This is a genomic window from Pseudomonas sp. Emmai, assembly GCF_055179735.1.
Window position 1 is genome coordinate 532,299 of the sequence record NZ_CM143685.1, and the last position, 23,929, is coordinate 556,227.

The 23,929-nt window shown below is 61.2% G+C and carries 19 protein-coding genes; 5 read left to right on the top strand and 14 right to left on the bottom strand.

Annotated elements, in window-relative coordinates; translation table 11 throughout:
* Positions 1-164 precede the first annotated feature (164 nt).
* Positions 165-1,325 carry an AAA family ATPase gene (locus ACY4LX_RS02360; RefSeq protein WP_149659010.1) on the bottom strand — a complete coding sequence of 387 codons (1,161 nt, stop codon included), beginning with the start codon at positions 1,323-1,325 and terminating at the stop codon, positions 165-167.
* Positions 1,326-1,640: 315 nt separating this feature from the next.
* Here ACY4LX_RS02360 and ACY4LX_RS02365 point away from each other — a divergent pair, with 315 nt between their 5' ends.
* Genes ACY4LX_RS02365 through ACY4LX_RS02375 form a run of 3 tightly spaced genes read left to right on the top strand, consistent with a single transcriptional unit; the run spans position 1,641 to position 6,858 of the window.
* Positions 1,641-2,744, top strand: coding sequence for an efflux RND transporter periplasmic adaptor subunit (locus tag ACY4LX_RS02365; RefSeq protein ID WP_463259077.1), 1,104 nt, complete (start codon positions 1,641-1,643; stop codon positions 2,742-2,744).
* Positions 2,741-3,808, top strand: a complete 1,068-nt coding sequence (locus ACY4LX_RS02370; RefSeq protein WP_463259078.1) for an efflux RND transporter periplasmic adaptor subunit — start codon at positions 2,741-2,743, stop codon at positions 3,806-3,808. Before ACY4LX_RS02365 ends, ACY4LX_RS02370 begins: the two co-directional genes overlap by 4 nt.
* Complete coding sequence (locus ACY4LX_RS02375) at positions 3,805-6,858, top strand: efflux RND transporter permease subunit (RefSeq protein WP_463259079.1); 3,054 nt, start codon at positions 3,805-3,807, stop codon at positions 6,856-6,858. The genes ACY4LX_RS02370 and ACY4LX_RS02375 overlap by 4 nt, the downstream gene beginning before the upstream one ends.
* Positions 6,859-6,966: 108 nt before the next feature.
* Here ACY4LX_RS02375 and ACY4LX_RS02380 read toward each other — a convergent pair whose 3' ends face one another.
* The 13 genes from ACY4LX_RS02380 to ACY4LX_RS02440 form a co-directional block, all read right to left on the bottom strand.
* A complete protein-coding gene (locus ACY4LX_RS02380; protein WP_463259080.1) occupies positions 6,967-7,596 on the bottom strand; it encodes a class I SAM-dependent methyltransferase in 630 nt (209 codons plus the stop codon).
* Positions 7,597-7,749: 153 nt separating this feature from the next.
* Positions 7,750-8,094: a DUF6124 family protein gene (locus tag ACY4LX_RS02385; RefSeq protein ID WP_149659017.1), complete on the bottom strand. Its 345-nt coding sequence runs from the start codon at positions 8,092-8,094 to the stop codon at positions 7,750-7,752.
* Between the two features lie 541 nt (positions 8,095-8,635).
* The gene (locus ACY4LX_RS02390; protein WP_463259081.1) at positions 8,636-9,280 is read right to left on the bottom strand and encodes a methionine ABC transporter permease; all 645 of its coding nucleotides are present in this window, start codon (positions 9,278-9,280) and stop codon (positions 8,636-8,638) included.
* Positions 9,270-10,391, bottom strand: coding sequence for a methionine ABC transporter ATP-binding protein (locus tag ACY4LX_RS02395; RefSeq protein WP_463259082.1), 1,122 nt, complete (start codon positions 10,389-10,391; stop codon positions 9,270-9,272). The genes ACY4LX_RS02390 and ACY4LX_RS02395 overlap by 11 nt, the downstream gene beginning before the upstream one ends.
* Positions 10,392-10,393: 2 nt before the next feature.
* A complete protein-coding gene (locus tag ACY4LX_RS02400) occupies positions 10,394-11,203 on the bottom strand; it encodes a MetQ/NlpA family ABC transporter substrate-binding protein (protein WP_149659019.1) in 810 nt (269 codons plus the stop codon).
* A 145-nt stretch (positions 11,204-11,348) separates the two neighbouring features.
* Positions 11,349-12,716, bottom strand: coding sequence for an LLM class flavin-dependent oxidoreductase (locus ACY4LX_RS02405; RefSeq protein WP_463259083.1), 1,368 nt, complete (start codon positions 12,714-12,716; stop codon positions 11,349-11,351).
* Positions 12,716-13,909, bottom strand: coding sequence for an SfnB family sulfur acquisition oxidoreductase (locus ACY4LX_RS02410; protein ID WP_463259084.1), 1,194 nt, complete (start codon positions 13,907-13,909; stop codon positions 12,716-12,718). Before ACY4LX_RS02410 ends, ACY4LX_RS02405 begins: the two co-directional genes overlap by 1 nt.
* A gap of 38 nt (positions 13,910-13,947) precedes the next feature.
* Positions 13,948-15,189 carry an SfnB family sulfur acquisition oxidoreductase gene (locus ACY4LX_RS02415; RefSeq protein WP_149659022.1) on the bottom strand — a complete coding sequence of 414 codons (1,242 nt, stop codon included), beginning with the start codon at positions 15,187-15,189 and terminating at the stop codon, positions 13,948-13,950.
* Between the two features lie 450 nt (positions 15,190-15,639).
* The gene (locus ACY4LX_RS02420) at positions 15,640-16,404 is read right to left on the bottom strand and encodes a hypothetical protein (protein WP_463259085.1); all 765 of its coding nucleotides are present in this window, start codon (positions 16,402-16,404) and stop codon (positions 15,640-15,642) included.
* A 468-nt stretch (positions 16,405-16,872) separates the two neighbouring features.
* A complete protein-coding gene (gene tcyN, locus ACY4LX_RS02425; protein ID WP_149659024.1) occupies positions 16,873-17,628 on the bottom strand; it encodes an L-cystine ABC transporter ATP-binding protein TcyN in 756 nt (251 codons plus the stop codon).
* Between the two features lie 4 nt (positions 17,629-17,632).
* Complete coding sequence (tcyL, locus tag ACY4LX_RS02430; RefSeq protein WP_178129110.1) at positions 17,633-18,298, bottom strand: cystine ABC transporter permease; 666 nt, start codon at positions 18,296-18,298, stop codon at positions 17,633-17,635.
* Positions 18,298-19,098, bottom strand: a complete 801-nt coding sequence (gene tcyJ, locus ACY4LX_RS02435) for a cystine ABC transporter substrate-binding protein (RefSeq protein WP_123402703.1) — start codon at positions 19,096-19,098, stop codon at positions 18,298-18,300. The genes tcyL and tcyJ overlap by 1 nt, the downstream gene beginning before the upstream one ends.
* A 334-nt stretch (positions 19,099-19,432) precedes the next feature.
* On the bottom strand, positions 19,433-20,425 hold the full coding sequence (locus ACY4LX_RS02440; protein ID WP_149659027.1) for a D-cysteine desulfhydrase: 993 nt from the start codon (positions 20,423-20,425) through the stop codon (positions 19,433-19,435).
* A gap of 190 nt (positions 20,426-20,615) precedes the next feature.
* Between ACY4LX_RS02440 and epsC the strand changes: the two genes are divergently transcribed.
* Together epsC and betT are read left to right on the top strand one after the other, a co-directional pair.
* The gene (epsC, locus tag ACY4LX_RS02445) at positions 20,616-21,542 is read left to right on the top strand and encodes a serine O-acetyltransferase EpsC (RefSeq protein WP_149659028.1); all 927 of its coding nucleotides are present in this window, start codon (positions 20,616-20,618) and stop codon (positions 21,540-21,542) included.
* Positions 21,543-21,960: 418 nt separating this feature from the next.
* Positions 21,961-23,916, top strand: coding sequence for a choline transporter BetT (betT, locus tag ACY4LX_RS02450; protein ID WP_178129121.1), 1,956 nt, complete (start codon positions 21,961-21,963; stop codon positions 23,914-23,916).
* Positions 23,917-23,929 lie beyond the last annotated feature (13 nt).

Below are 23,929 nucleotides of genomic sequence, written 5' to 3' on the forward strand. Positions count from 1 at the left end.
TTCCCACCTGTGGCGAGGGAGCTTGCTCCCGCTGGGGTGCGCCGCACCCCCAAGACCTGAGTATGCGATTTGTCTGAGTTAACGCATCGATGGTTTTACGGCTGCTGCGCAGCCGAGCGGGAGCAAGCTCCCTCGCCACAAAGCGTGGGAACGATCGGTGTACCTCAATCCGGCCAATTCCACGCCGGCTCATCCAGCACCCGTTGCCCGACAATCCCGGTCTGGCCCAGGGTCTTCTCCAGCACAATGCAGTTGCACTCCAGGTCTTCCTGCAACGCCGAGATCAAGCGCCGGGCATGGGACACCACCCACACCTGACATTGCTCGGACGCACGGATGATCAACCGCGCCAACGCCGGCAACAGGTCCGGGTGCAGGCTGGTTTCCGGCTCGTTCAGCACCATCAGCGTCGGCGGTCGAGGCGTCAGCAAGGCGGCGACCAGCAGCAGATAACGCAGCGTGCCATCCGACAACTCCGCCGCCGACAACGGCCGCAACAACCCTTCCTGATAAAACTCGATGGCGAAGCGTCCACCCTGCAACGGTGCGATGTTCAAGCGCGCGCCGGGGAACGCATCGCTGATGGCGGCCTGCAACGCTTCGGGATCGCCGATTTCGCGGATGGTCTGCAACGCTGCCGCGAGGTCGCGACCGTCGTGGTGCAGCACCGGCGTGCGCGTACCCAACTGCGGTTGACGCACCGGGGCGTCGGCGTCGCTGCGAAAGTGATCGTAGAAGCGCCAGCGGCGGATGAACTCGCGCAGGTGCATGACTTCCGGGGAGGTGCGAAAACTGCCGACCTGATCGAACAGGCTGTCGAAATTCGGCGTGTGTTGCGCCAGCACATCCCAGTTGCGGCCCTCGCGGGCGCGGATCATCGGGCCTTCGCGATCCACCAGCAGGCTCGCCGGGCGGTAGAGGGCGCCGGCCCAGATGCATTCTTTTTTGATTTCCGGATCGAGGGCAAAGTAAGACTCGGTCGGCGCCGGCAAACCCAGGGCAATCGAATAGCTGAAGTCTTCGCCGGCAAACCCCAGGCGCAGGCGTTTGACGCCCTGGCGCACGGTGGCTTCGATCGGCACTTCGCCGTTACGCATGCGCCGGCTGATGTTCTCCGGCCCGGCCCAGAACGTTGAATCCAGCCCGCCCTCACGGGCCAGCGCATTGACCACGCCGCCCTGGGCCGTCTCCGCCAACAGGCGCAAGGCGCGATAGAGGTTGGACTTGCCGCTGCCGTTGGGGCCGGTGATCAGGTTCAACCGACCCAGCGGGATCACCAATTTATTGATCGAGCGGTAATTGGCCACCGCGAGGGTTTTGAGCATGGGGAGCTTCCTGCTGTGTAGGCGGCCAGTTTGCCTTATTGTCGGCCATGAGTAGATCCCTGTGGCGAGCGAGCATTTGTGGCGAGCGAGCTTGCTCGCGCTGGGCTGCGAAGCAGCCCCGATGTTTTTCAGAGGCACCGAATGCGACTGCTGCGCAGTCGAACGGGAGCAAGCTCCCTCGCCACAGGTTACTCACTGGGGCACAGATAGGTTGTTGGCCCCAGGGTTTGCGCAAACCTGCACGCCCGTTGAACCCTGTTCTAAGCTCACAGTCGTATCGTCACTTGCACGTTCGTACAAGGAAAAGGAGTCTGCATGGCGGGTACCGGATTGAAAATAATAGTGGGGCTGGGCGTCTTCGCCCTGCTGACCGCCTGCGGCGATAAAAAACCGGTCGAGAAAGACCTGCCGCGCGTCTTCGTGCAAGCGGTCAAGCCTGCGGATTACGCCGCTTCCGTGACCCTTACCGGCGACGTCCAGGCCCGGGTGCAGACCGAGTTGTCGTTCCGCGTCGGCGGCAAGATCATCCAGCGCATGGTCGATGTCGGTGACCGGGTTTCGGCCAAGCAGGTACTCGCCAAACTTGACCCGAAGGACCTGCAGACCAACGTCGATTCCGCCCAGGCCCAGGTCACCGCCGAACAGGCCCGGGTCAAGCAGACCGCCGCCGCGTTCGTGCGCCAGCAAAAACTCCTGCCCAAGGGCTACACCAGCCAAAGCGAATACGATGCCGCCCAGGCTGCACTACGCAGTAGTCAAAGCGCCCTGACCGCCGCCCAGGCGCAATTGGCCAACGCCCGGGAACAACTGAGCTACACCTCGCTGATCTCCGAAGCGCCGGGGGTGATTACCGCGCGCCAGGCCGAAGTCGGCCAGGTCGTGCAGGCCACCGTGCCGATCTTCAGCCTGGCTCGGGACGGCGAACGCGACGCCGTGTTCAACGTCTACGAATCACTGCTGGCCGAGCCGCCCTCGGACAAATCCGTGGTAGTCAGCCTGCTCGACAACCCGGCAATCAAAACCACCGGCACTGTCCGGGAAATCACGCCAGCGGTGTCCGCGCAGACCGGCACCGTGCAAGTCAAAGTCACCCTCAACGGCCTGCCGGACGGCATGCAACTCGGCTCGGTGGTCAGCGCCACGGCCAAGGCACCGGGCAAATCCGCCGTGGAATTGCCCTGGTCAGCGCTAACGAAAAACCTCAACGAACCCGCCGTGTGGCTGGTGGACGCCGACGGCAAGGCGCAACTGCACAACGTCACCGTCGGCCGTTACCTGACGGGCAACGTCATCATCAGCGACGGCCTGGACGGTGGTGAAAAAGTCATCATCGCTGGCGGCCAGTTATTGCACCCGGGAATGAAAGTGGAAATCGCCGAGAACACCTACAAGGATCTGGCGCCGGGAGCTGAACAATGAAGCGCCTGATGCTGTTGACCACCGGTTTGCTACTGGTCGCCTGCTCGAAAAAAGAACCGCCGCCGGAGCCGGTGCGCCCGGTGCTGTCCATCGAGGTCAAAGCGTTGAGTCAGGAAGACCTCGGCCGTTTCGCCGGCAGCATCCAGGCGCGCTACGAAAGCAATATCGGCTTTCGGGTGCCGGGTCGGATTGCCAGCCGTAACGTCGATGTCGGCGCCGAAGTCGAGAAGGGCGCCTTGCTCGCGACCCTCGACCCCACCGATCAGCAGAACCAATTGCGCTCGGCCCAAGGCGATCTGGCGCGGATCCAGGCGCAGTTCATCAACGCCCAGGCCAGCGCTCGCCGGCAGCAGGAATTGTTTGATCGCGGGGTCGGCGCCCAGGCGCAACTCGACATCGCCCAGACCGACCTGAAAACCACCCAGGCGTCCCTCGATCAGGCCAAGGCTTCGGTGGATCAGGCCAAGGACCAACTCAACTACGTGCAATTGCGCACCGATCACAAAGCCATCGTCACCGCGTGGAATGCCGAAGCCGGGCAAGTCGTCACCGCCGGCCAGCAAGTCGTGACCCTGGCGCAACCGGACATCAAGGAAGCGGTGATCGACCTGCCCGATACCCTGGTCGATCAGTTGCCGGCGGACGTGGTGTTTCAGGTGGCCGCGCAACTGGACTCGAGCATCACCAGCACCGCGACGATCCGTGAAATCGAGCCCCAGGCCCAAAGCGCGACCCGCACCCGTCGCGCACGCCTGACCCTGACCGACACGCCAGCGGGCTTTCGCCTCGGCACCGCGATCAGCGTGACCCTCAGTTCCGCGATCAAACCGCGTCTTGAATTGCCGCTCAACGCCCTGCAAGAGGTCGATGGCAAAACCCGGATCTGGGTGGTCGACCCGCAGACTCAAACCGTTTCCCCTCGGGATGTGAGCCTGATCAGCCGCACCGATTCAACGGTGGTGTTGGCCGACGGCGTGAAGTCCGGCGAGCGCGTGGTCAGTGCCGGTGTAAACAGCCTGAAACCCGGGCAGAAAGTCAAAGTCGATGAGGGCAGCCCGCAATGAAAGGGAGTTTCAACTTATCCGAATGGGCCCTCAAACATCAGTCGTTTGTCTGGTATTTGATGTTCGTCGCGCTGCTGATGGGCGTGTTCTCCTACATGAACCTGGGCCGCGAGGAAGACCCCTCGTTCACCATCAAAACCATGGTCATCCAGACCCGCTGGCCCGGCGCGACCCAGGAAGAAACCCTCAAGCAGGTCACGGACCGCATCGAGAAAAAACTCGAGGAACTCGACTCCCTCGACTACGTGAAAAGCTACACCCGACCCGGTGAATCAACCGTGTTCGTGTACCTGCGCGACACCACCAGCGCCAAGGACATCCCGGAAATCTGGTACCAGGTGCGCAAGAAGATCAACGACATTCGCGGCGAGTTCCCCAAGGGCCTGCAAGGGCCGGGGTTCAACGACGAATTCGGCGATGTGTTCGGCTCGGTGTATGCCTTTACCGCTGACGGCTTGTCGATGCGTCAGTTGCGCGACTATGTGGAACAAGTGCGGGCGGCGATTCGCGATGTGCCGGGGCTGGGCAAGGTCGAGATGATCGGCGAGCAGGATGAAGTCCTGTACCTGAATTTCTCCACGCGTAAACTCGCCGCGCTCGGCATCGATCAGCGCCAGGTGGTGCAGAGCCTGCAATCGCAGAACGCCGTGACCCCGGCGGGTGTGATCGAGGCAGGTCCCGAGCGGATTTCCGTGCGCACCTCGGGCCAGTTTGAGTCCGAGAAAGACCTGGCCAACGTCAACCTGCGGCTCAACGACCGCTTCTATCGTCTGGCCGACATCGCTGAAATCAGCCGTGGCTATGTCGACCCGGCCACCCCGCAATTCCGTTTCAACGGTCACTCGGCCATTGGCCTGGCGATTGCGATGAAGAAGGGCGGCAACATCCAGGAGTTCGGCAAGGCCCTGCATCAGCGCATGACCGACCTGACCGCCGATTTGCCGGTGGGCGTCGGCGTGCACAACGTGTCCGACCAGGCCGCGGTGGTGGAAAAAGCCGTCGGCGGCTTCACCAGTGCGTTGTTCGAAGCGGTGGTGATCGTGCTGATCGTCAGCTTCATCAGCCTTGGCGTGCGCGCCGGGCTAGTGGTGGCGTGCTCGATACCGCTGGTGCTGGCGATGGTTTTCGTCTTTATGGAATACAGCGGCATCACCATGCAGCGGATTTCCCTCGGCGCGCTGATCATCGCCCTGGGCCTGCTGGTGGACGACGCGATGATCACCGTGGAGATGATGGTCACGCGCCTGGAAATGGGCGAGACCAAGGAGCAGGCGGCGACGTTCGCCTACACCTCGACTGCATTCCCGATGCTCACCGGTACGTTGGTGACGGTGGCCGGTTTTGTGCCGATTGGCTTGAACGCCAGTTCCGCCGGTGAGTACACCTTCACCCTGTTCGCGGTGATCGCTGTGGCGATGCTGGTGTCATGGGTGGTCGCGGTGCTGTTCGCCCCGGTGATCGCCGTGCACATTCTCAGCACCAATGTGAAACCGCATTCCGCCGAGCCGGGTCGCATCGGTCGGGCGTTCAATGGCGGCATGTTCTGGGCCATGCGCAACCGCTGGTGGGCCATCGGCATCACTGTCGCGTTGTTTGTGGCGTCGGTGTTTTCCATGCAGTTCGTGCAGAACCAGTTCTTCCCGTCCTCGGACCGGCCGGAAATCCTCGTCGACCTCAACCTGCCGCAAAACGCCTCGATCGACGAGACGCGCAAGGCGGTGGACAAGCTCGAAGCGACGTTCAAGGACGACCCGGACATCGTGCGCTGGAGCACCTACATCGGCGAAGGCGCGATCCGTTTCTACCTGCCCCTCGACCAGCAATTACAGAACCCGTACTACGCGCAATTGATCATCGTCAGCAAAGGCCTGGAATCGCGCACCGCGCTCAGCCAGCGCTTGCGCGAGCGGCTGCGCAAGGATTTTGTCGGCATTGGCAGCTACGTCCAGGCCCTGGAAATGGGCCCGCCGGTGGGGCGGCCGATCCAGTACCGGGTCAGCGGCAAGGACATCGATCAGGTGCGCAAACACGCGATCGAACTGGCCACCGAACTGGATAAAAACTCGCACATCGGCGAGATCATTTACGACTGGAACGAGCCGGGCAAGGTCCTGCGCATCGACATCGCCCAGGACAAGGCGCGGCAACTGGGGCTGTCCTCGGAAGACGTGGCCAATCTGATGAACAGCATTGTGGTGGGTTCGCCGATCACTCAGGTGGACGATGACATCTACCTGATCAACGTGGTTGGTCGTGCTGAAGACGCCGAACGCGGTACGCCGGAGACCTTGCAAAACCTGCAAATCGTCACGCCGAGCGGTACGTCGATTCCGCTGCTGGCGTTTGCCACGGTGCGGTATGAGCTGGAGCAGCCGCTGGTCTGGCGCCGCGACCGCAAACCGACGATTACCATCAAGGCGGCGGTGCGCGACGAGATCCAGCCGACCGATCTGGTGAAACAACTGCAACCGACCATCGACCACTTCGCCGCCGGTTTGCCGGTGGGCTACAAAGTCGCCACCGGCGGCACCGTCGAGGAAAGCGGCAAGGCCCAGGGGCCGATTGCCAAGGTTGTGCCGCTGATGCTGTTTTTGATGGCGACGTTCCTGATGATCCAGCTGCACAGCGTGCAGAAGCTGTTCCTGGTGGCCAGCGTCGCGCCGCTCGGGCTGATCGGCGTGGTGCTGGCGCTGATCCCCACCGGCACGCCCATGGGCTTCGTGGCGATCCTCGGCATCCTGGCGCTGATCGGCATCATCATCCGCAACTCGGTGATTCTGGTGACGCAAATTGAGTCGTTGGAGAAGGAAGGCCTTGAACCGTGGGACGCGGTGGCGCAGGCGACGGAACATCGTCGCCGGCCGATTCTGCTGACGGCAGCGGCGGCGAGCCTGGGGATGATCCCGATTGCGAGGGAAGTGTTCTGGGGGCCGATGGCTTACGCGATGATTGGCGGGATCATCATCGCGACCTTGCTGACGCTGCTGTTTTTGCCGGCGCTGTATGTGGCCTGGTACAAGATTCGCGAGCCGAAAAAAGAGTCCGCTTAATGATCGTTCCCACGCTCCGCGTGGGAATGCCTCCCGGGACGCTCCGCGTCCCTACGGCGGTGACGCAGAGCGTCACGGGCTGCATTCCCACGCAGAGCGTGGGAACGATCAGTCGGCGCGGCGCCAAACGCTGGCCAACCAAGGCTGCTGCTCGCGCGGCAACCCCGCCGGCCGGTAGTAATGCTCCAGCTCCACAAACCCCGCCTCGGTCAGCAACGCCTGCCACGCCTGCAAATCGTGATAAGCCCCATAACGTGGCCCATTCCAGCCTTCCTGGTTTTCGCCACGGGGATTGGAACTGAACAACACCCCGCCCGGTTTCAACGCGGCGTACAGCTCCTTCAACACCCGAGGCAATTCCTGGCGCGGGATGTGAAACAGCACCGCGTTGGCAAAGATCCCGTCGAAGCGTTCTGATGGTAAATCGAGCTTCAGGAAGTCCTGCTGCCACACTTCGCAACCACTGTCCTCCCGGGCCATCTGCGCAAACTTTTCCGAGCCATCAAGCCCGACAGCGATGTGCCCCATGCGCGTGAAGGTCTGTAGATCCCGGCCGGGACCGCAGCCAAAATCGAGAATGCTGAACGGCGCCTCACCCTGGATGTGCCGCAACAGCGCGTCGATGTTCTGGCTGACATCGTGATCGCGCGTCCCCTCGCGAAAGCCCTCGGCCACGGAGTTGTAATGGCCCAGGGTGGTGGCGGTGATCTGCTGGAGGTCGTCGGGGGTCTGTTTCATGGTGGGCTGCGCAGGCAATGGGGATTTGCCGAATATACGCCATGAGCCTAAGGACGGGGTGGCAACGTGGGTGGCGGCTGTACGCAGGTTAGTAGGCCGGTCAATAGGAAAACCGGTGCACCCGAGAGTGCCCTGTGTACAGCCGCCAAATCTTCAGCCCTGCTTCATACCCAGGCAATCAATCGAACGATCAACCATGGCTTTGGCGATCTCCAGCAAATGCCAAACCGAAAACACCATGGCGCGTTCGGCCCCCTTAAGTTGGTCGCCACACTGATATGCCGTGACTGAGGCACAACGCAGCAAGTCAGCCACATAGAGTTGAGTGTCTTCAAAGCTCACATCGTCACTGACGTTGTAGAAACGCAGTTCATCGGGCGCCGAAGGCTGGTCGCCAGTGAGGTAGAAATCGATTGCGCGATAGAGCGCGGATCGGTCTCTGAGCGGGGCGTCGGTTTCAGGTGCGTTGGAGGGTGGATCGGGAACGGATCTTTTCATGGGTAAAACTCCTGATATTGATTGGAGCCGACCGATATCGCGACTAAACGAACAGAGGTGGCGGCTGCGCGCAGGTTAGTCGACCGGTCACCAGGCAATACCGGCGCACCCGAGGGTGCCCTGCGCACAGCCACCATAAATTACAGGCGATAAAACACCTGAGATGAGGTGGCGCTGTGCGCCCGGTAATCCGGGCGACTAAACCCGATCACTGATAAGCAGTGACGGGCCGAAGACTAGCCACGGGATTTGGCAGGCGCAAGCGTGCGAAATGATCTAGGAAATGTCCTGCAAATGAAAGGGAACGGGCCTGCTGGCACTCTGATTTTCTTGTAGGAAGTCTTCCCTTCGCAGGTCGGTGATGACCTACGGCAGACGAGCTTTTGTGGCGAGGGAGCTTGCTCCCGCTGGGTTGCGAAGCAGCCCCCAAGCCATTCAATGAGGTGTGTCAGGCAAAACAGGTCAGCAGGTTTTGCGATTGCTGCGCAATCGAGCGGGAGCAAGCTCCCTCGCCACAAAAGCTCTGCAATTGCACAAGCAGTCAGCGTTTGTTGAGGCCCCGTGCGAGGCGATCCCCACCCAATTGGATGATGGCCACCAACACCACCAACAACACAATCACCGTCAACATGATCTGGCTGTCAAAGCGCTGATATCCGTAACGATACGCAATGTCCCCCAGCCCACCAGCACCAATCGCCCCGGCCATGGCCGACGAGTTGATCATCGTCACCAAGGTAATGGTGAAACCGCCGACAATCCCCGGCAACGCCTCTGGCAACAGCACATGCCAGACGATATGCCAGCGCCGGCAACCCATCGCCTGCGCCGCTTCGATCAAGCCGTGATCGACCTCGCGCAAACTCACTTCAGCGATGCGCGCAAAGAACGGTGTCGCGGCAATGGTCAGCGGCACGACGGCCGCCCAGACACCGTAAGTGGTGCCGACAATCAGCCGCGTGAACGGGATCAGCGCCACCATCAGGATCAAAAACGGAATCGAGCGAAACAGGTTCACGAACGCCCCCAGTGCACGGTTCAGCACGGGCGCCTGGTAGATGCCGCCCTTGTCGCTGGTGACCAGAATCACGGCCATCGGAATCCCCGCCAGCAGCGCGATGAGCGATGAGACACCGACCATCAAAAACGTGTCGATAAAGCCCTGCAGCAAGCGATCAAACCACATAACCCAGCACCTCCACCTGTTGCGCCCAGTGGCCGGCGCGCTGACGCAGTGCCTCGGCGCCCAGGGACGAGCCTGTCACCGCCAACAGCAATTGCCCCAGCGCATGCCCCTGAATCCGTTCCACGCCGCCCTGAAGCAACCTCACGCGGCCACCGAGGGCGGCAAACAATGCCGCCAGGTCCGGTTCGTCGGTCGCGCTGCCGGTGAATTGCAAACGCAGCACCACCGCGGCGTCCGAGGATTGCGGCTGTGCCTGTAGGCGACTCTGCAATTCCTCCGGCAACGCGTGTTGCAGCGGCGCGAGCAAGGTCTTGCTGACCTCATGCTGCGGGTTGCCGAAGACTTCCCACACCGGCCCTTGCTCGACGACACGTCCGTGCTCAAGCACCACGACCCGGTCGCAGATATCGCGGATCACCGCCATCTCGTGGGTGATCAGCACGATGGTCAAACCCAGGCGCCGATTGATCTCGCGCAACAGGCCGAGGATCGACTGGGTGGTCTCCGGATCCAGCGCCGAAGTCGCCTCGTCACACAGCAGGATTTCCGGGTCATGCACCAATGCACGGGCGATGCCGACGCGCTGTTTCTGCCCGCCGGAAAGCTGCGCCGGGTAGGCTTTGTGCTTCTCTTGCAGGCCCACCAGTTCCAGCAGTTCGCGGACCTTTTTCTCGCGCTTGTCCTTGGGCACACCGGCCACTTTCAGCGGCAACTCAACGTTCTGCCAAACCGTCTTGGCCGACATCAGATTGAAGTGCTGGAAGATCATGCCGATCCGCCGACGCAGCGCCACCAAGCGGTCTTCATCGAAGTCGCCGATGTCCACTTGATCGATCAATACCCGCCCGGTGCTCGGCTGTTCCAGGCGATTGATCGTGCGGATCAGCGACGACTTGCCGGCGCCGCTGCGGCCGATGATGCCGAACACCTCACCGCGCTGAATCGCCAGGTCGATGCCGTGCAACGCCGCCACCGGGCCTTGCTGGCCGTTGTAGGTTTTGCCCAGGCCGATGAAGCGCACATGGGCACGGTTAAGGTCCGGGTGCAGTTCGGTGTGTTCGGCTTTCTGGGGCTCTGGAATCTCCAGTCGCCGTTGGATCGCGGCCGTCATGCTTAGCTTTCCCAGCCGGCTTGATAGAGCTTGCCGTGGGCTTTATCCAGCGCCGCACGAACGGCGGGCGAGTGCTGGTAGATGTCGACGAATTTGATCAGGCGCGGGTCGGTTTTGCTTTTCGGCTGGATCACGAACTGGATCACGTATTCCTTGTGATCGAGGCCGTCGAACAGCAACGCCGAGCCGGCATCGAAGGTCTTCGACAGACGAATGTAGGCCGGGTAGCCCTGGACCAGATCAGCGTCGTCGTAGGCGCGAACCAGTTGCACGGCTTCAACCTGGAGGATTTTGATTTTCTTCGGGTTGGCGATGATGTCTTCTTCGGTGGCCTTGTAGCCCACGCCTGGCTTGAGGGTGATCAGGCCCGCCTTGGCCAGCAGTTGCAGGCCGCGCCCGCTGTTGATCGGGTCGTTGGCGATGGCCACGCTGGCACCCTCTGGCAGCTCGTCGAAGCTTTTGTATTTCTTCGAGTAGAGGCCGACGTTGTTGATGATTCCCGGCGCGAACGGCACCAGGTCAAACCCGGCGGCGGCCTTGGCGTTTTCCAGGAACGGGATGTGCTGGAAGTAATTCACATCAATGTCGCCGGCGGCGAGGCTGACGTTCGGGGCGATCCAGTCACTGAACTCGACGAGTTCGACTTTCAGGCCTTGCTTGGAGGCCTCTTCGACGGCGGCTTCCAGCGGGATCGCGAACGCGGCGGTGGTGCCGACTTTCAGCGGCGCGTCGGCGGCGAACACCGCCGAGCTGAAGAGGCCGAGGGCCAGGGCCAGTGCTTTGACTGGGTGAGAGAGGTAGTGCTTGGTCATGATGGTTATTCCAGTCAGGGCATTGAAGTTTGTGGATCGTTCCCACGCTCTGCGTGGGAATGCCTCCCGGGACGCTCCGCGTCCCTGCGGCTGTGACGCAGAGCGTCACTGGCTGCATTCCCACGCGGAGCGTGGGAACGATCGGTTACAGGGGTTTGTGTCGGTAGTGGGAGCCGGTGTGTTGCTCCGGCAAGTGCGCCTCACCGTGAAACAGCTTCTCGCGCAGGCTGCCGCTGTCGTAGGCGGTTTTGTACGACCCGCGACGCTGCAACTCCGGGATCACCAGGTCGATGAAATCCACATAGCTTTCCGGCGTGACAATCCGCGTCAGGTTGAAGCCATCCAGCCCGGTTTCGGCGATCCAGGATTCCAGTTCATCCGCCACTTGCTCAGGCGAACCCACCACGGTGATGTAGCGGCCACCCAGGGCGTGTTGTTCGAGCAATTTGCGCCGGGTCCAGTCGTTGTTTTGCAGGTTCTTGGTCGCCGACTGGATCGCGTTGCTTTTCACGTACTGGATCGGCTCGTCGATTTCGTACTGGGAAAAATCGATCGCCGTGGACGCCGAGAAATGCGCCACGCCGGCCTCGGCGCTGGCGTAGCTCAGGTACTCGGCGTGTTTGGCCCAGGCCAGTTCTTCGGTGGTGCCGACGATCACGTTCAAACCCATGAACACCTTGATGTCCTCGGGATTGCGCCCGGCCTCGACCGCGCTGGCGCGGACCTTGTCCACTTGCACCTTGGTCGACGGTTTGTTCTGGCCGCTGATGAACACGCACTCGGCGTGACGCCCGGCGAACAGCAAGCCGCGATCCGAACTGCCGGCCTGAAACAGCACCGGCGTGCGTTGTGGCGACGGTTCGCAGAGGTGATAACCCTCGACCTGATAGAACTCGCCCTTGTGCTCGACCTTGTGCACTTTCTCCGGCTGGGCGTAGATCCGTTGCTTGGGATCGTTGAGCACCGCGCCGTCCTCCCAACTGCCTTCCCAGAGTTTGTAGAGCACTTGCAGGTATTCATCAGCCTGGTCGTAGCGGCGGTCGTGCTCGACTTGCTCGCTCAGGCCCATGGCTTTCGCGGCGCTGTCGAGGTAGCCGGTGACAATGTTCCAGCCCACGCGGCCGCGGCTCAAATGGTCGAGGGTCGACATGCGCCGGGCGAACAGATACGGCGGCTCGTAGGTCAGGTTGGCGGTGAGGCCGAAACCGAGATTTTTCGTCACCGCCGCCATCGCCGAGACCAGCAGCAACGGGTCGTTGACCGGCAGCTGGATCGACTCTTTCAGCGGCACGTCCACCGAGTTTTGATAGACGTCATACACGCCGACGATGTCGGCGATGAACAACCCGTCAAACAGTCCGCGCTCCAGCAGTTGCGCCAGTTCGGTCCAGTATTCGATGGTTTTGTACTGGGTGGACGTGTCCCGTGGATGGGTCCACAAGCCATGGTTGATGTGCCCGATGCAGTTCATGTTGAACGCGTTGAGCAGGATCTTTTTCTTCGCGTCGGCCATCAGAGGGTCCCCCGCAGCGGCGGGTTTTCATCGTTGAGGTAGTAATTGCCCACCGCGTGATACTTCCAGCGCACCGGGTCGTGCAGGGTGTGCACCCGAGCGTTGCGCCAGTGGCGATCCAGACCGTGTTCGATCAGGGTGGCCTGGCTGCCGGCGAGTTCGAACAGCGTGCTGCCGGCGGCGAGGGAGATTTCGGTGCTGATGGCTCGGGCTTCGGCGACGGCAATCGACGCAGCGGCGACGGTCTCGGCGTTCATCTCGGCCTGGGCCTTGTCGAGAAATTCGCCGGAGCGTTCGAGCAAGGCTTCGGTGGCGTGCAGGCGAATCGCCAAATGGCCGAAGCTCTTGATGGTCAGCGGGTCGTCGACGGCTTTTTCATGGGTGGCGTCGATCCACGGCCGGGTCTTGGTGCGCACGAAGTGCAGGGCATCTTCGTAAGCGGCGCGGGCGATGCCGGTGTCGATGGCGGCGTGAAGAATCTGTGCCAACGGGCCGACGGTGGTCGGGCGTTCGAAAGCGCTTTGGAACGGGATCACGTCTTCGGCGGCGACGTACACGTCTTCAAACACCACCGAACCGCTGCCGGTGGTGCGCTGGCCGAAGCCGCTCCAGTCGTCGATCACCGTCAGGCCTTTGCTGTCACGCGGCACGAAGGCGAGTTGCTGCACGCCGTGTTCATCCACCACCGAAGTCGGAATGCGCTGGGCGTAGATCGCGCCGGTGGCGTAGAACTTGCGACCGTTGATGCGGTAGCCATCACCGTCGCGTTTGAGGCTGGTGACGCGGTCATGGGCGGTTTTGGTGCCGAGTTCGGCCAGGGCATTGCCGAAACGCTGGCCGGCCAGGACTTCGGCGTACAGGCGCTTTTTCTGGTCTTCGCTGCCATTCACCCGCAGCACTTCGAGGGCGTAGAAATGGTTCTGCGGGATTTGCCCGAGGGAGCCGTCAGCCTGGGCAATCAAGGCAATGACCTTGGCCAGGGTGACGTTGGACACGCCAGCCCCGCCGTATTCTTTTGGCACGCTGATGCCCCAGAGGCCCGAGCGGGAAAACACTTCGAGTTCCGGGTGCGGCAAACGGCGTTCGCGGTCGCGCAGGGCGCTGTCGCGTTTGAAGTCGTTGGCCAGGTCACTGGCGACGATCAGGGCTTGCTCATCGCTGGTTATGACCGCGACGTGGTGAGAAAGAGTCATGTGTTTCTCCAGAGATCTGGTCAAAAGTGTTCTGGTCGTTAGATCCAGGAGTGACGAGCGGGTAGCGTGCCGTTGAGGTGATAAGCGCCGACGGCGTGGTACTTCCAGCGAACGGGGTCGTGCAAGGTGTGCACGCGGGCGTTGCGCCAGTGACGGTCGAGGTTGAATTCGGCGAGGGTGGCGCGGCTGCCGGCCAGTTCGAAGAGCTTTTCGCTGGCCAGCAGCGAGATTTCGGTGGTCAGCACTTTGGCTTCGGCCACGGCAATCGAAGCGCGGGCGGCGGATTCGGCGGTGAGCGGTGCGGCGTTGACTTGATCGAGCACTTGCCCGGCCTTGCGCAGCAGCGCTTCGGCGGCGTGCAGTTCGATTTTCAGTTTGCCGATGTCGGCGATCACATACAGGTCATCGCTGGCCCGTTCGACCTTGGCGTCGATCCATGGGCGGGCGCGGGTTTTGACGAATTCGATGGCGTCGTCGATGGCGCCACGGGCGATGCCGGCGTCGATGGCCGCCTGGATCAATTGCGACACGGCGCCCTGGATGTTCGGGCTGTCGTTGATCTTCCAGTTATCCACCACCAGCTCGGCGTCGACCCGCACGTTGTTGAGCAAAATGGTGCCGCTGGCGGTGGTGCGCTGGCCGAAACCGGACCAGTCATCGACGATGCGCAGCCCCGGCGTACCACGGCGGACGAAGGCCAGCACTTGCTTGCCGTCATCGTTCAAGGCCTTGACCGCGACCCAGTGGGCGAACAGCGCGCCGGTGGAGTAGAACTTCTGGCCACTGATGACAAAACCGTCGCCATCCGCCGTGATCCGCGCCTTGAGTTCGAGGGTGTTCTTGGTGCCGCGTTCCGGCCCGGCATTGCCGATGCGCCAGCCTTCGAGCACGCTTTTGAACAGCTGCTTTTTCTGCGCTTGCGTGGCGCTGCCGAGCACCAGATTCAGGATGCCGAACTGGTTCTGCGGGATCTGACCCAGTGCCGGATCGGCCGCGGAAATGATCGCGAACACATCGGCAATGGTGACGAACGAAACCTGCGGGCCACCGTACTCGCGCGGGATGGCAATGCTGCCCAGGCCGCTACGGGTGAACTGTTCGATTTCCGACCACGGCAACTTGCGCTGCTGGTCACGTTTGGCGGCTTGCAGGCGGGCGACTTGCGCCAGCTCATGGGCGGCCTTGATGGCTTGTGCGTCGTTGCGCAAAACCTGCGCGGGCAACAACAGGGGGGCGATATCCAGGTCACTCTGGATAGTAGCTTCTGCCAGACTGGACATCAGTGCCGCTCCTTGGCTGCACGCAATGCCCTGGCGATCTGCACTGGGGTGATTGTGTTCCGGACCATACCTACCTCACATCTCATGAAAAACGCCGCGAGGGTGGCGGCGAGCGAAAAACAAGAATGTCCGGTGGTCCGGTGCATATACCCTAAGCGCGTATAAAAAATTAATAAACTAACTTTTGGGAATATGCATAGAAGGGCGTCTGTCCGTGGGGCAACAGTTGTTTGTGGAGCAACAGTCGACGCGTGGGCTGGGGTGGAGAGGGGCTCCTGTGGGAGGGGGCTTGCTGTGGCGAGGGGGCTTGCCCCCGTTCGACTGCGCAGCAGTCGCCAACCCCTTCACCGCGATTAATAGATAAATCGCAGTTGTAGATTTGGGGGCGCTTCGCGCCCCAACGGGGGCAAGCCCCCTCGCCACAAAAGCCCTCCAGCCACAACGGTGTTTTCACTTCTTGCGGGGTTCTGCGGCTTTGAATTCTTCTTTCAACGGCACTTTCAGGTAGGGATTGGCGCAGCCGATCCTGAGCATTCGCGGCGGCGCCCAGCGCGAGTTATTGCCGACCCGGTCGAGGATGCAGTAGGTCACTTCCAGCCTCAGGTCTTCGCCGGCTTCAAGAATGATCGCTGGCGGCACCCAGACCTGGATCGGCTGGCCGATATCTCCGGCCTTGAGCTTGGGCAGGTCCATGCGCACATCGCCCCACTGCAGGGTGATTTCGTCGTCGACGGCCATGTTCAGGTAGGGCTCGATGGTCAGCGGCACACCGCGTTTGATCTGGTTCGGGTTGACCCCGTGACGGCGAATGGTATCGGGGAGGTTGACCGGGGCCAGCCCCTGGTTTTCGTCACCGGACACCGCGGGCGCCTGGCCGCCGGGGCAATCGAGTTTGATCTGCAACCGCGTGGTCAGCGACAGCGCCGGGTCCTGCCCGACCTGCATGACGCGGTAGTGGACGTGGGAGGTGCCATTGACGACAAAGCTCTCGGGCACGCGCAGTTGCACGGTCTGATTGACGTCGTCGACGATCAGGGCTTTTGAAGCCACGTAGCAGTCGTCCCAGTACAGTTCGATCAGATCGCCTTCGTCCATCCCGGGGTAGGGCGCTACAGCGATCAGCAAGTGGGCGGCCGAGGTGATGTTGATGCCACTCCTGTGGGATTGCGCCAGGGTCGGGGCCGCAAGTTCGGGTTTGTTCGAGGTGCTTGTCATGGTTCTCTCCTTGAAGCCTTGCAGCGAAGTCCGTTTCTGGAAGTTCAATAGGCGTGAATTACCGGGCAACAAAAAGTTCGTAGTGATAACGAATGCGTCGGGATAATTGGCGTCTGTTGCAGACTAGATAAGAGCGCGCCGGAATAGGTGTCAATAGAGTTTGTTAGTTGGATGATGGATTCAGTGTTATTCAGAAATTTCCTACGCCATGCAGTTAATAAGCTGCAGCATGCTGTCGAACTTTACCCACGTTTTCTCCCGGTTTGACCCGTCGGGTACGCAGACCCGTTGAGCCGGGTGGTTCGGGTTAATGGCGAATTTTAGGCAGGAGGATTCTGTTGCAGAACATATATATGTACGGCATTCAGGCCGGCGAAGTTATATAGGCTTGATTCGAGAGAGGGGTGTTTGAAGCGGAAGGTAACTGTCACTTCCATCCATGGAAGTTAACAAGTTTTAAATCATCTTTCAGTTGTGCGAGTTGTTCAGAAACTTGCTGAGGAACTGTTGGGTCCGTTCTTCTTTAGGATTGGCAAACAGCGCCTTCGCGTCACCTTGCTCGACGATCACACCCTTGTCGAAAAACACCACGCGGTTCGCTACGTCACGGGCAAAGCCCATTTCGTGGGTGACGATGACCATGGTGCGGTTCTCTTCGGCCAGGCTGCGGATGGTCGACAACACTTCACCGACCAGCTCGGGGTCGAGCGCAGAAGTGGGCTCATCGAACAGGATCACTTCCGGCTCCATCGCCAGCGCTCGGGCAATGGCCACGCGCTGTTGCTGACCACCGGAGAGGCGTCGCGGGTAAGCGTCTTCCTTGCCCGCCAGGCCAACCCTGGCCAACAGCTTTTTACCCAGGGCCACGGCTTCGGCGTGCGGGATCTTCTTTACGATGATCGGGCCTTCGATGACGTTTTCCAGGGCGGTGCGATGGGGGAACAGGTTGAAGTTCTGGAACACGAAACCCACGTGCTGGCGCAAACGTCGCACCAGGCCTTGCTGCTGGTTCAGCGGGCGGCTGCCATCGATCTCGATGTCGCCGACCTTGATCCGGCCGCTGGTGGGTTCTTCGAGGAAGTTCAGGCAACGCAGGAACGTGGTCTTGCCCGAGCCGCTGGGCCCGATAATCGCCACGACCTCGCCTTCTTTCACTTCCAGATTGATGCCGTTAAGCACCACTTGACCCTTGAACTGCTTTGTCAGTTTTTCCACGACAATCATTGGGTCAGGACTCCTGGTCGTGCCGATTGACCCGCGCTTCCAACTTGTTCTGCAGGTGCGAGAGCACCGTGGCCAGAATCCAGTAGATCAGCGCGGCGGCCAGATACATGGTGAACACTTCGAAGGTGCGGGCGGTGATCAATTGCGCCTGGCGGAACAGCTCCGGCACCTGGATGGTGGCGGCCAGCGCGGTGTCCTTGACCAGGGAAATGAAGCTGTTGCCCAGCGGCGGCAAAGCCGTGCGCATCGCTTGCGGAATGATGGCCCGGCGCAAGGTCTGCGCGCGGGTCATGCCGATGCTCGCGGCGGCTTCCCATTGGCCACGCTCGATGGAACTGATCGCGGCACGCAGGATTTCGCAGGCGTAGGCGGCCATGTTCAGCGAGAAGCCGATCAGGGCTGCCGGCAGCGGATCAAGTTCGACCCCCAATTGCGGCAAGCCGTAATAGATCACGAACAGTTGCACCAGCAACGGCGTGCCGCGAAAGAACGACACGTAGATGCGGGCGAGCCAGCTCACCGATTTGAACCGCGACAGGCGCATCAACGCCAGGCCGAAGCCCATCACCAGGCCGAAGAACATCCCGCCCAGGCTCAAGATCACCGTGTAGTACGCGCCCTTCAACAGGAAGGGCGCGGAGTCCAGTGCGAGTTGGAAAGCTTCTTCCATTATTTGGTGACGTCAGTCTGGAAGTATTTTTCCGAGATCTTGGCCAGTGTGCCGTCGGCGCGCAGCTCGTCGAGGGCTTTGTTCACTGCAGCCAGCAGTTCAGGCTCGCCTTTACGCAGGGCAATCCCGGATTCCTGACGGGAGAATGCCTGGCCGGCAGCCACGGTTTTCGGGGCTTTCTTGGCGTATTCAAGCGCCGCGAGGCGGTCGATCAGGATGGCGTCGGTACGGCCGTTGTTCAGGTCGGCGAACTTGGTCGGATCATCGTCGTAGGTGCGCACGTCAGCGCCCGGCACGTTGGCGCGGACCCACTGTTCGTAGTTGGTACCCAGGCCTACACCGACTTTCTTGCCGGTCAGGTCAGCGGCGGTCTTGATGTTCAGCGCGGCTTCCTTGCTCTTCAGCACCAGCGCTTGAATCCCGGAGATGGTGTACGGCTCGGAGAAGTCATACTTCTTCTTGCGCTCGTCGGAGATGGTCACCTGGTTGACCACCAGGTCCAGGCGCTTGGATTCCAGAGCGGCGAGGATGCCGTCCCACTTGGTTGGCTGAATCTTGGCTTTAACGCCCAGCTTTTTGGCCAGGGCTTCGGAGAGCTCGACTTCGAAGCCGGCCAGTTTGCCGTCGGCGTCGACGAAACTGAACGGTGGATAAGTGCCTTCCAGGCCGACGTTGATCACGCCTGCGTCCTTGATTTTTTGCAGCTGCTCACCGGCAACCGCTTGCCCCAACAGGCCGGCGCTCAATGCCAGGCCCAGCGAACCTACCAGCAGGTTGCGACGTAGTGCGGAAAAATTCATGACAAGCCCCTGTGTTTTCTTATGGAAGACGCTATTAGGAATGTTGGCAAAATCGGGATTTGAACGATTGCGATATCCTGCCCTAAAGCAGCTTATGCGTCTCGCGCCAAATTCGCCTGCGGCGCGACTATATGATGATGGCGTTAGATAGGAAAATACTAAATATCAATTTTGTTATTCGTTTATAGAATATGCGGCCGACGCAGTTGATCGTTCCCACGCTCTGCGTGGGAATGCGGCCCGGGACGCTCCGCGTCCCATTGGAACGCAGAGCGTCCCTTGAGGCATTCCCACGCGGAGCGTGGGAACGATCTGTCTGCGCGGGAACGATCGGTCAAAGAAAGTCTTTATAGGCAAACAACGCCGGCGCCCCACCGGTGTGCAGGAAGATGATCGGCCCGTCATCAAACCGCCCACGGCCAATGCCATCGAGCAATCCGGCCATGGCCTTGCCGGTGTACACCGGATCCAGCAGCAAACCTTCCTGACTCGCCAGCAACTTCACCGCCGACAACGTCCCGGCATTCGGCTCGCCATAACGCGGGCCGAAGTATTCATCCCACAACTCGACTTTGAACGATGACGGCAAACTCACCCCCAGCAACTCCGCCGTGCGCTCGGCCAGGCCCTGGACTTTCGGTCGCTGATCTTCCTCGCTACGGGACACCGTCACGCCAATCACTGGCAAATCCGGGAGTGCTTCGTTCAAGGCCAATGCCAGGCCACTGTGGGTGCCGGCACTGCCCGACGCCAGGACCACGGCCGCGAACTTCAGGCCGGTGTCCTTGATCTGTTCTGCCAATTCCAGCCCGGCGCGAACGTAACCCAGCGCACCCAAGGCGTTGGAGCCGCCAATCGGCACCACGTACGGATGCTTGCCGTTATTGCGCAGGCGATCGGCCAAGGCTTGGAGTTGGTCGTCGGCGTTGTCGAGGTTCTCCACCAGCTCGACCTTGGCATCGAACAAATCCAGCAACAGCCGATTGCCGTTGCCAACATAGTTGGCGTCATCCGTGCCCAGCGGATTTTCCAGCAGCGCCACACAACCCAGGCCCAGTTTGGCGGCGATGGCCGCCGTCTGGCGTACGTGGTTGGATTGCAGTGCGCCAGCGGTGATCAAGGTGTCGGCGCCCTGGGCCAGCGCATCGGCGGCCAGGTATTCGAGTTTGCGCAGCTTGTTGCCGCCCATCGCCAGCGGTGTCAGGTCGTCGCGTTTGACGTAGACATCGCGGCCCAGCCAGGTGGACAAGCGTTCGAGTTTTTCCAGAGCGGTAGGGTGGCCAAGCAGGTCGAGGCGGTTAAAGCGGGCAAGCGATTGTTTGATCATGGGTCCGTACTGGCGGAGGAGGATGTCAGGACTATAGGCACGGCTATTTGTGCGAGCAACCGCCAATCGCTTATATCCGAATGTGCTGAACACAGCACAATTGGTTCTTAATTCGGCTCAGAGCCCTTGCCGTAAAGTAATCGCCGTCAGCGCGGCCAGACAGTCCGGCCGCCCGTGTGGAGTTTTTACCGTGAGCGAGCGTTCCAGCCATTGGCAATTGCAGACCATCGTCAGCCAGCTGCGCACGGCACGTGATCAATGGCGTGCACAAAACGGCCGCGCCAGCGGCGAGCAGGGCGGTCGCGAGTTGCCGTCCCGGGCGGCGATGGCGGAGATTCTTGAAGCCTTGTGCGGGGCGTTGTTCCCGATGCGTCTGGGGCCGGTGGATTTGCGTGAAGAGAGTGAAGACTTCTACGTCGGCCATACCCTCGACGTGGCGCTGAACGCATTGCTGGCCCAGGCGCGACTCGAACTGCGTTACGCCGCCCGGCACAGCGCCGAGGTCGACACCGAAGTCGAGGCCAAGACCATTTCCATCATCCAGGACTTCGCCCTTGCCTTGCCGGGGCTGCGTAGTCTGCTCGACACCGACGTGCTGGCGGCCTATCACGGCGACCCGGCAGCGCGCAGCGTCGATGAAGTGCTGCTGTGCTATCCGGGGATCCTGGCGGTGATTCACCATCGCCTCGCCCATCACTTGTACCGTGCCGGGTTGCCGTTGCTGGCGCGGATCAGCGCGGAAATCGCGCACTCGGCGACCGGCATCGACATTCATCCGGGGGCGCAGATCGGCCGCAGCTTCTTTATCGATCACGGGACGGGTGTGGTGATTGGCGAAACGGCGATCATCGGCGAGCGGGTGCGGATCTATCAGGCCGTGACGTTGGGTGCCAAGCGTTTCCCATCGGATGAGGACGGCCAGTTGCAGAAGGGCCATCCGCGGCATCCGATTGTCGAGGACGATGTGGTGATCTATGCCGGGGCGACGATTCTGGGGCGGATCACCATCGGCAAGGGCTCGACCATTGGCGGCAACGTATGGCTGACCCGCAGCGTACCGGCGGGGTGCAACCTGACGCAGGCGAATTTGCAACATGATGATGGAACGCAGAAGTAAGGCCCGAGATCTGGGCTGACTGAACTGGCCTCTTCGCGGGCAAGCCTCGCTCCTACAGGTTATGCGCGATTTTTCGAAATTGCGCGGACCTGTAGGAGCGAGGCTTGCCCGCGAATGGTTTCAAGCCGAACCGCGATAATGGCAATCCGCCAATTTCCCAGTGAACGAATCCCCCTACCCCCACGTCATACCCTTCCTTGAGCTAGCGTAGGAAAGCGACCGCCGAGCCCTGCGATTAGTCCTTAGCACGCTATTCATGTTTAACTTGAACGCTCATTCAAGTTAAACCGCCGGTTTGCTGCCCGCTCACAACAGGAGGCTTGCCCTTGCCGAGTCCGTTTCTGATTGCCCTGTTTCACCCCCTTGAGGTGCGCTGTTCATGAGTGCACCGTCCACCCTTCCAAGCGGCCAAGTCCGCATGAATCCACCGGTGTTTTACTTCGCGGCGGGTTTCATCCTGTTGTTCGGCATCGTTGTCATGGCCTTCCCCAAGCAGGCCGGTGCCTGGCTGCTGGAAGCGCAAAACTGGGCGGCCAATACGGTCGGCTGGTATTACATGCTCGCGATGACCCTGTATCTGGTCTTCGTGGTGGTCACCGCGTTATCGGGCTACGGCAAGATCAAGCTCGGTGCCGACCACGACGAACCCGAATTCAGTTACCTGTCCTGGGCCGGCATGCTGTTCGCGGCCGGGATCAGCATCACGCTGTTTTTCTTTTGTGTGTCCGAACCGCTGACGCACCTGGCGCAGCCGCCCCAAGGCACCGCCGGCACGCCGGAAGCGGCGCGCCAGGCGATGCAGATTCTGTTTCTGCACTGGGGCCTGCATGGCTGGGGCGTTTTCGCCTTTGTCGGTATGGCGCTGGCCTACTTCGCCTATCGGCATAACCTGCCGCTGGCCCTGCGTTCGGCGCTGTACCCGCTGATCGGCAAGCGCATCAACGGCCCCATCGGCTACGCGGTGGATGGCTTCGGCATCATCGCCACGGTGTTCGGCCTCGGTGCGGACATGGGGTTTGGCGTGTTGCACCTCAACTCGGGGCTCGACTACCTGTTCGGCATCGCCCACACCCACTGGATTCAGGTGGGCCTGATCACGCTGATGATGGGCGCGGCGATCATCGTTGCCGTCTCCGGCGTCGATAAAGGCGTGCGGGTGATGTCCGACATCAACATGCTGCTGGCCTGCGCGCTGCTGCTGTTCGTGCTGTTTGCCGGCCCGACCCAGCACCTGCTCAACACCTTGATCCAGAACATCGGCGACTACCTCGGCGCGTTGCCGATGAAGAGTTTCGACCTCTACGCCTACGATAAACCCAGCGACTGGCTAGGCGGCTGGACGGTGTTCTACTGGGCCTGGTGGATCGCATGGTCGCCGTTCGTGGGCCTGTTCATCGCGCGGATTTCCCGTGGCCGGACCATCCGCGAATTCGTCTTCGGCGTGCTGTTGATCCCGCTCGGTTTCACCCTGGCGTGGATGTCGATCTTCGGCAACAGCGCCATCGACCAGGTGCTCAACCACGGCATGACGGCGCTCGGTATGTCGGCCATCGATAACCCGTCGATGACCCTGTACCTGCTGCTGGAAACCTATCCGTGGAGCAAGACTGTGATCGCGGTCACGGTGTTTATCAGCTTCGTGTTCTTCGTCACCTCCGCTGACTCCGGCACCGTGGTCCTGTCTACGCTGTCGGCCAAGGGCGGCAACCCGGATGAAGACGGGCCGAAATGGCTGCGGGTGTTCTGGGGCGCGATGACCGCGCTGGTGACCAGCGCGCTGCTGTTCTCCGGCAGCATCGATGCGCTGAAGTCGGCGGTAGTGCTGACCTCGTTGCCGTTCTCGATGATCCTGCTGCTGATGATGTGGGGGCTGCACAAGGCGTTCTACCTGGAGTCGCAGAAGCAGATTGCGCAGATGCATTCCCTGGCGCCGGTCTCCGGTTCCAAGCGTGGAGGCTGGCGTCAGCGCTTGAGTCAGGCGGTGCATTTCCCGTCGCGGGATGAGGTTTATCGCTTCCTCGAAACCTCGGTGCGTCCGGCGATTGAAGAAGTGACGGCGGTGTTTGTCGAGAAGGGCTTGAGCGTGGTCGCTCAGCCAGACCCGGCCAACGACAGCGTCAGCCTGGAAATCGGTCATGGCGAGCAGCATCCGTTCATCTACCAGGTGCAGATGCGCGGCTACTTCACGCCGTCCTTCGCCCGTGGCGGCATGGGTTCCAAGCAACTCAACAACCGTCGCTACTACCGCGCCGAGGTGCATCTGAGCGAGGGCAGTCAGGACTACGATCTGGTGGGCTACACCAAGGAGCAGATCATCAACGACATCCTCGACCAGTACGAACGGCACATGCAGTTCCTGCACCTGGTGCGCTGATCGAGCGCCGGTG

Coding starts and splice junctions, on each gene's coding strand:
- ACY4LX_RS02395 (WP_463259082.1), bottom strand. CDS start 10,391: ATGACGGCCGCGATCCAACGGCGACTGGAGATTCCAGAGCCCCAGAAA.
- ACY4LX_RS02385 (WP_149659017.1), bottom strand. CDS start 8,094: ATGAAAAGATCCGTTCCCGATCCACCCTCCAACGCACCTGAAACCGAC.
- ACY4LX_RS02370 (WP_463259078.1), top strand. CDS start 2,741: ATGAAGCGCCTGATGCTGTTGACCACCGGTTTGCTACTGGTCGCCTGC.
- betT (WP_178129121.1), top strand. CDS start 21,961: ATGAATCCACCGGTGTTTTACTTCGCGGCGGGTTTCATCCTGTTGTTC.
- ACY4LX_RS02410 (WP_463259084.1), bottom strand. CDS start 13,909: ATGACTCTTTCTCACCACGTCGCGGTCATAACCAGCGATGAGCAAGCC.
- ACY4LX_RS02375 (WP_463259079.1), top strand. CDS start 3,805: ATGAAAGGGAGTTTCAACTTATCCGAATGGGCCCTCAAACATCAGTCG.
- ACY4LX_RS02390 (WP_463259081.1), bottom strand. CDS start 9,280: ATGTGGTTTGATCGCTTGCTGCAGGGCTTTATCGACACGTTTTTGATG.
- ACY4LX_RS02405 (WP_463259083.1), bottom strand. CDS start 12,716: ATGGCCGACGCGAAGAAAAAGATCCTGCTCAACGCGTTCAACATGAAC.
- ACY4LX_RS02415 (WP_149659022.1), bottom strand. CDS start 15,189: ATGTCCAGTCTGGCAGAAGCTACTATCCAGAGTGACCTGGATATCGCC.
- tcyJ (WP_123402703.1), bottom strand. CDS start 19,098: ATGAATTTTTCCGCACTACGTCGCAACCTGCTGGTAGGTTCGCTGGGC.
- ACY4LX_RS02360 (WP_149659010.1), bottom strand. CDS start 1,325: ATGCTCAAAACCCTCGCGGTGGCCAATTACCGCTCGATCAATAAATTG.
- tcyN (WP_149659024.1), bottom strand. CDS start 17,628: ATGATTGTCGTGGAAAAACTGACAAAGCAGTTCAAGGGTCAAGTGGTG.
- ACY4LX_RS02400 (WP_149659019.1), bottom strand. CDS start 11,203: ATGACCAAGCACTACCTCTCTCACCCAGTCAAAGCACTGGCCCTGGCC.
- ACY4LX_RS02440 (WP_149659027.1), bottom strand. CDS start 20,425: ATGATCAAACAATCGCTTGCCCGCTTTAACCGCCTCGACCTGCTTGGC.
- ACY4LX_RS02365 (WP_463259077.1), top strand. CDS start 1,641: ATGGCGGGTACCGGATTGAAAATAATAGTGGGGCTGGGCGTCTTCGCC.
- ACY4LX_RS02420 (WP_463259085.1), bottom strand. CDS start 16,404: ATGACAAGCACCTCGAACAAACCCGAACTTGCGGCCCCGACCCTGGCG.
- tcyL (WP_178129110.1), bottom strand. CDS start 18,298: ATGGAAGAAGCTTTCCAACTCGCACTGGACTCCGCGCCCTTCCTGTTG.
- ACY4LX_RS02380 (WP_463259080.1), bottom strand. CDS start 7,596: ATGAAACAGACCCCCGACGACCTCCAGCAGATCACCGCCACCACCCTG.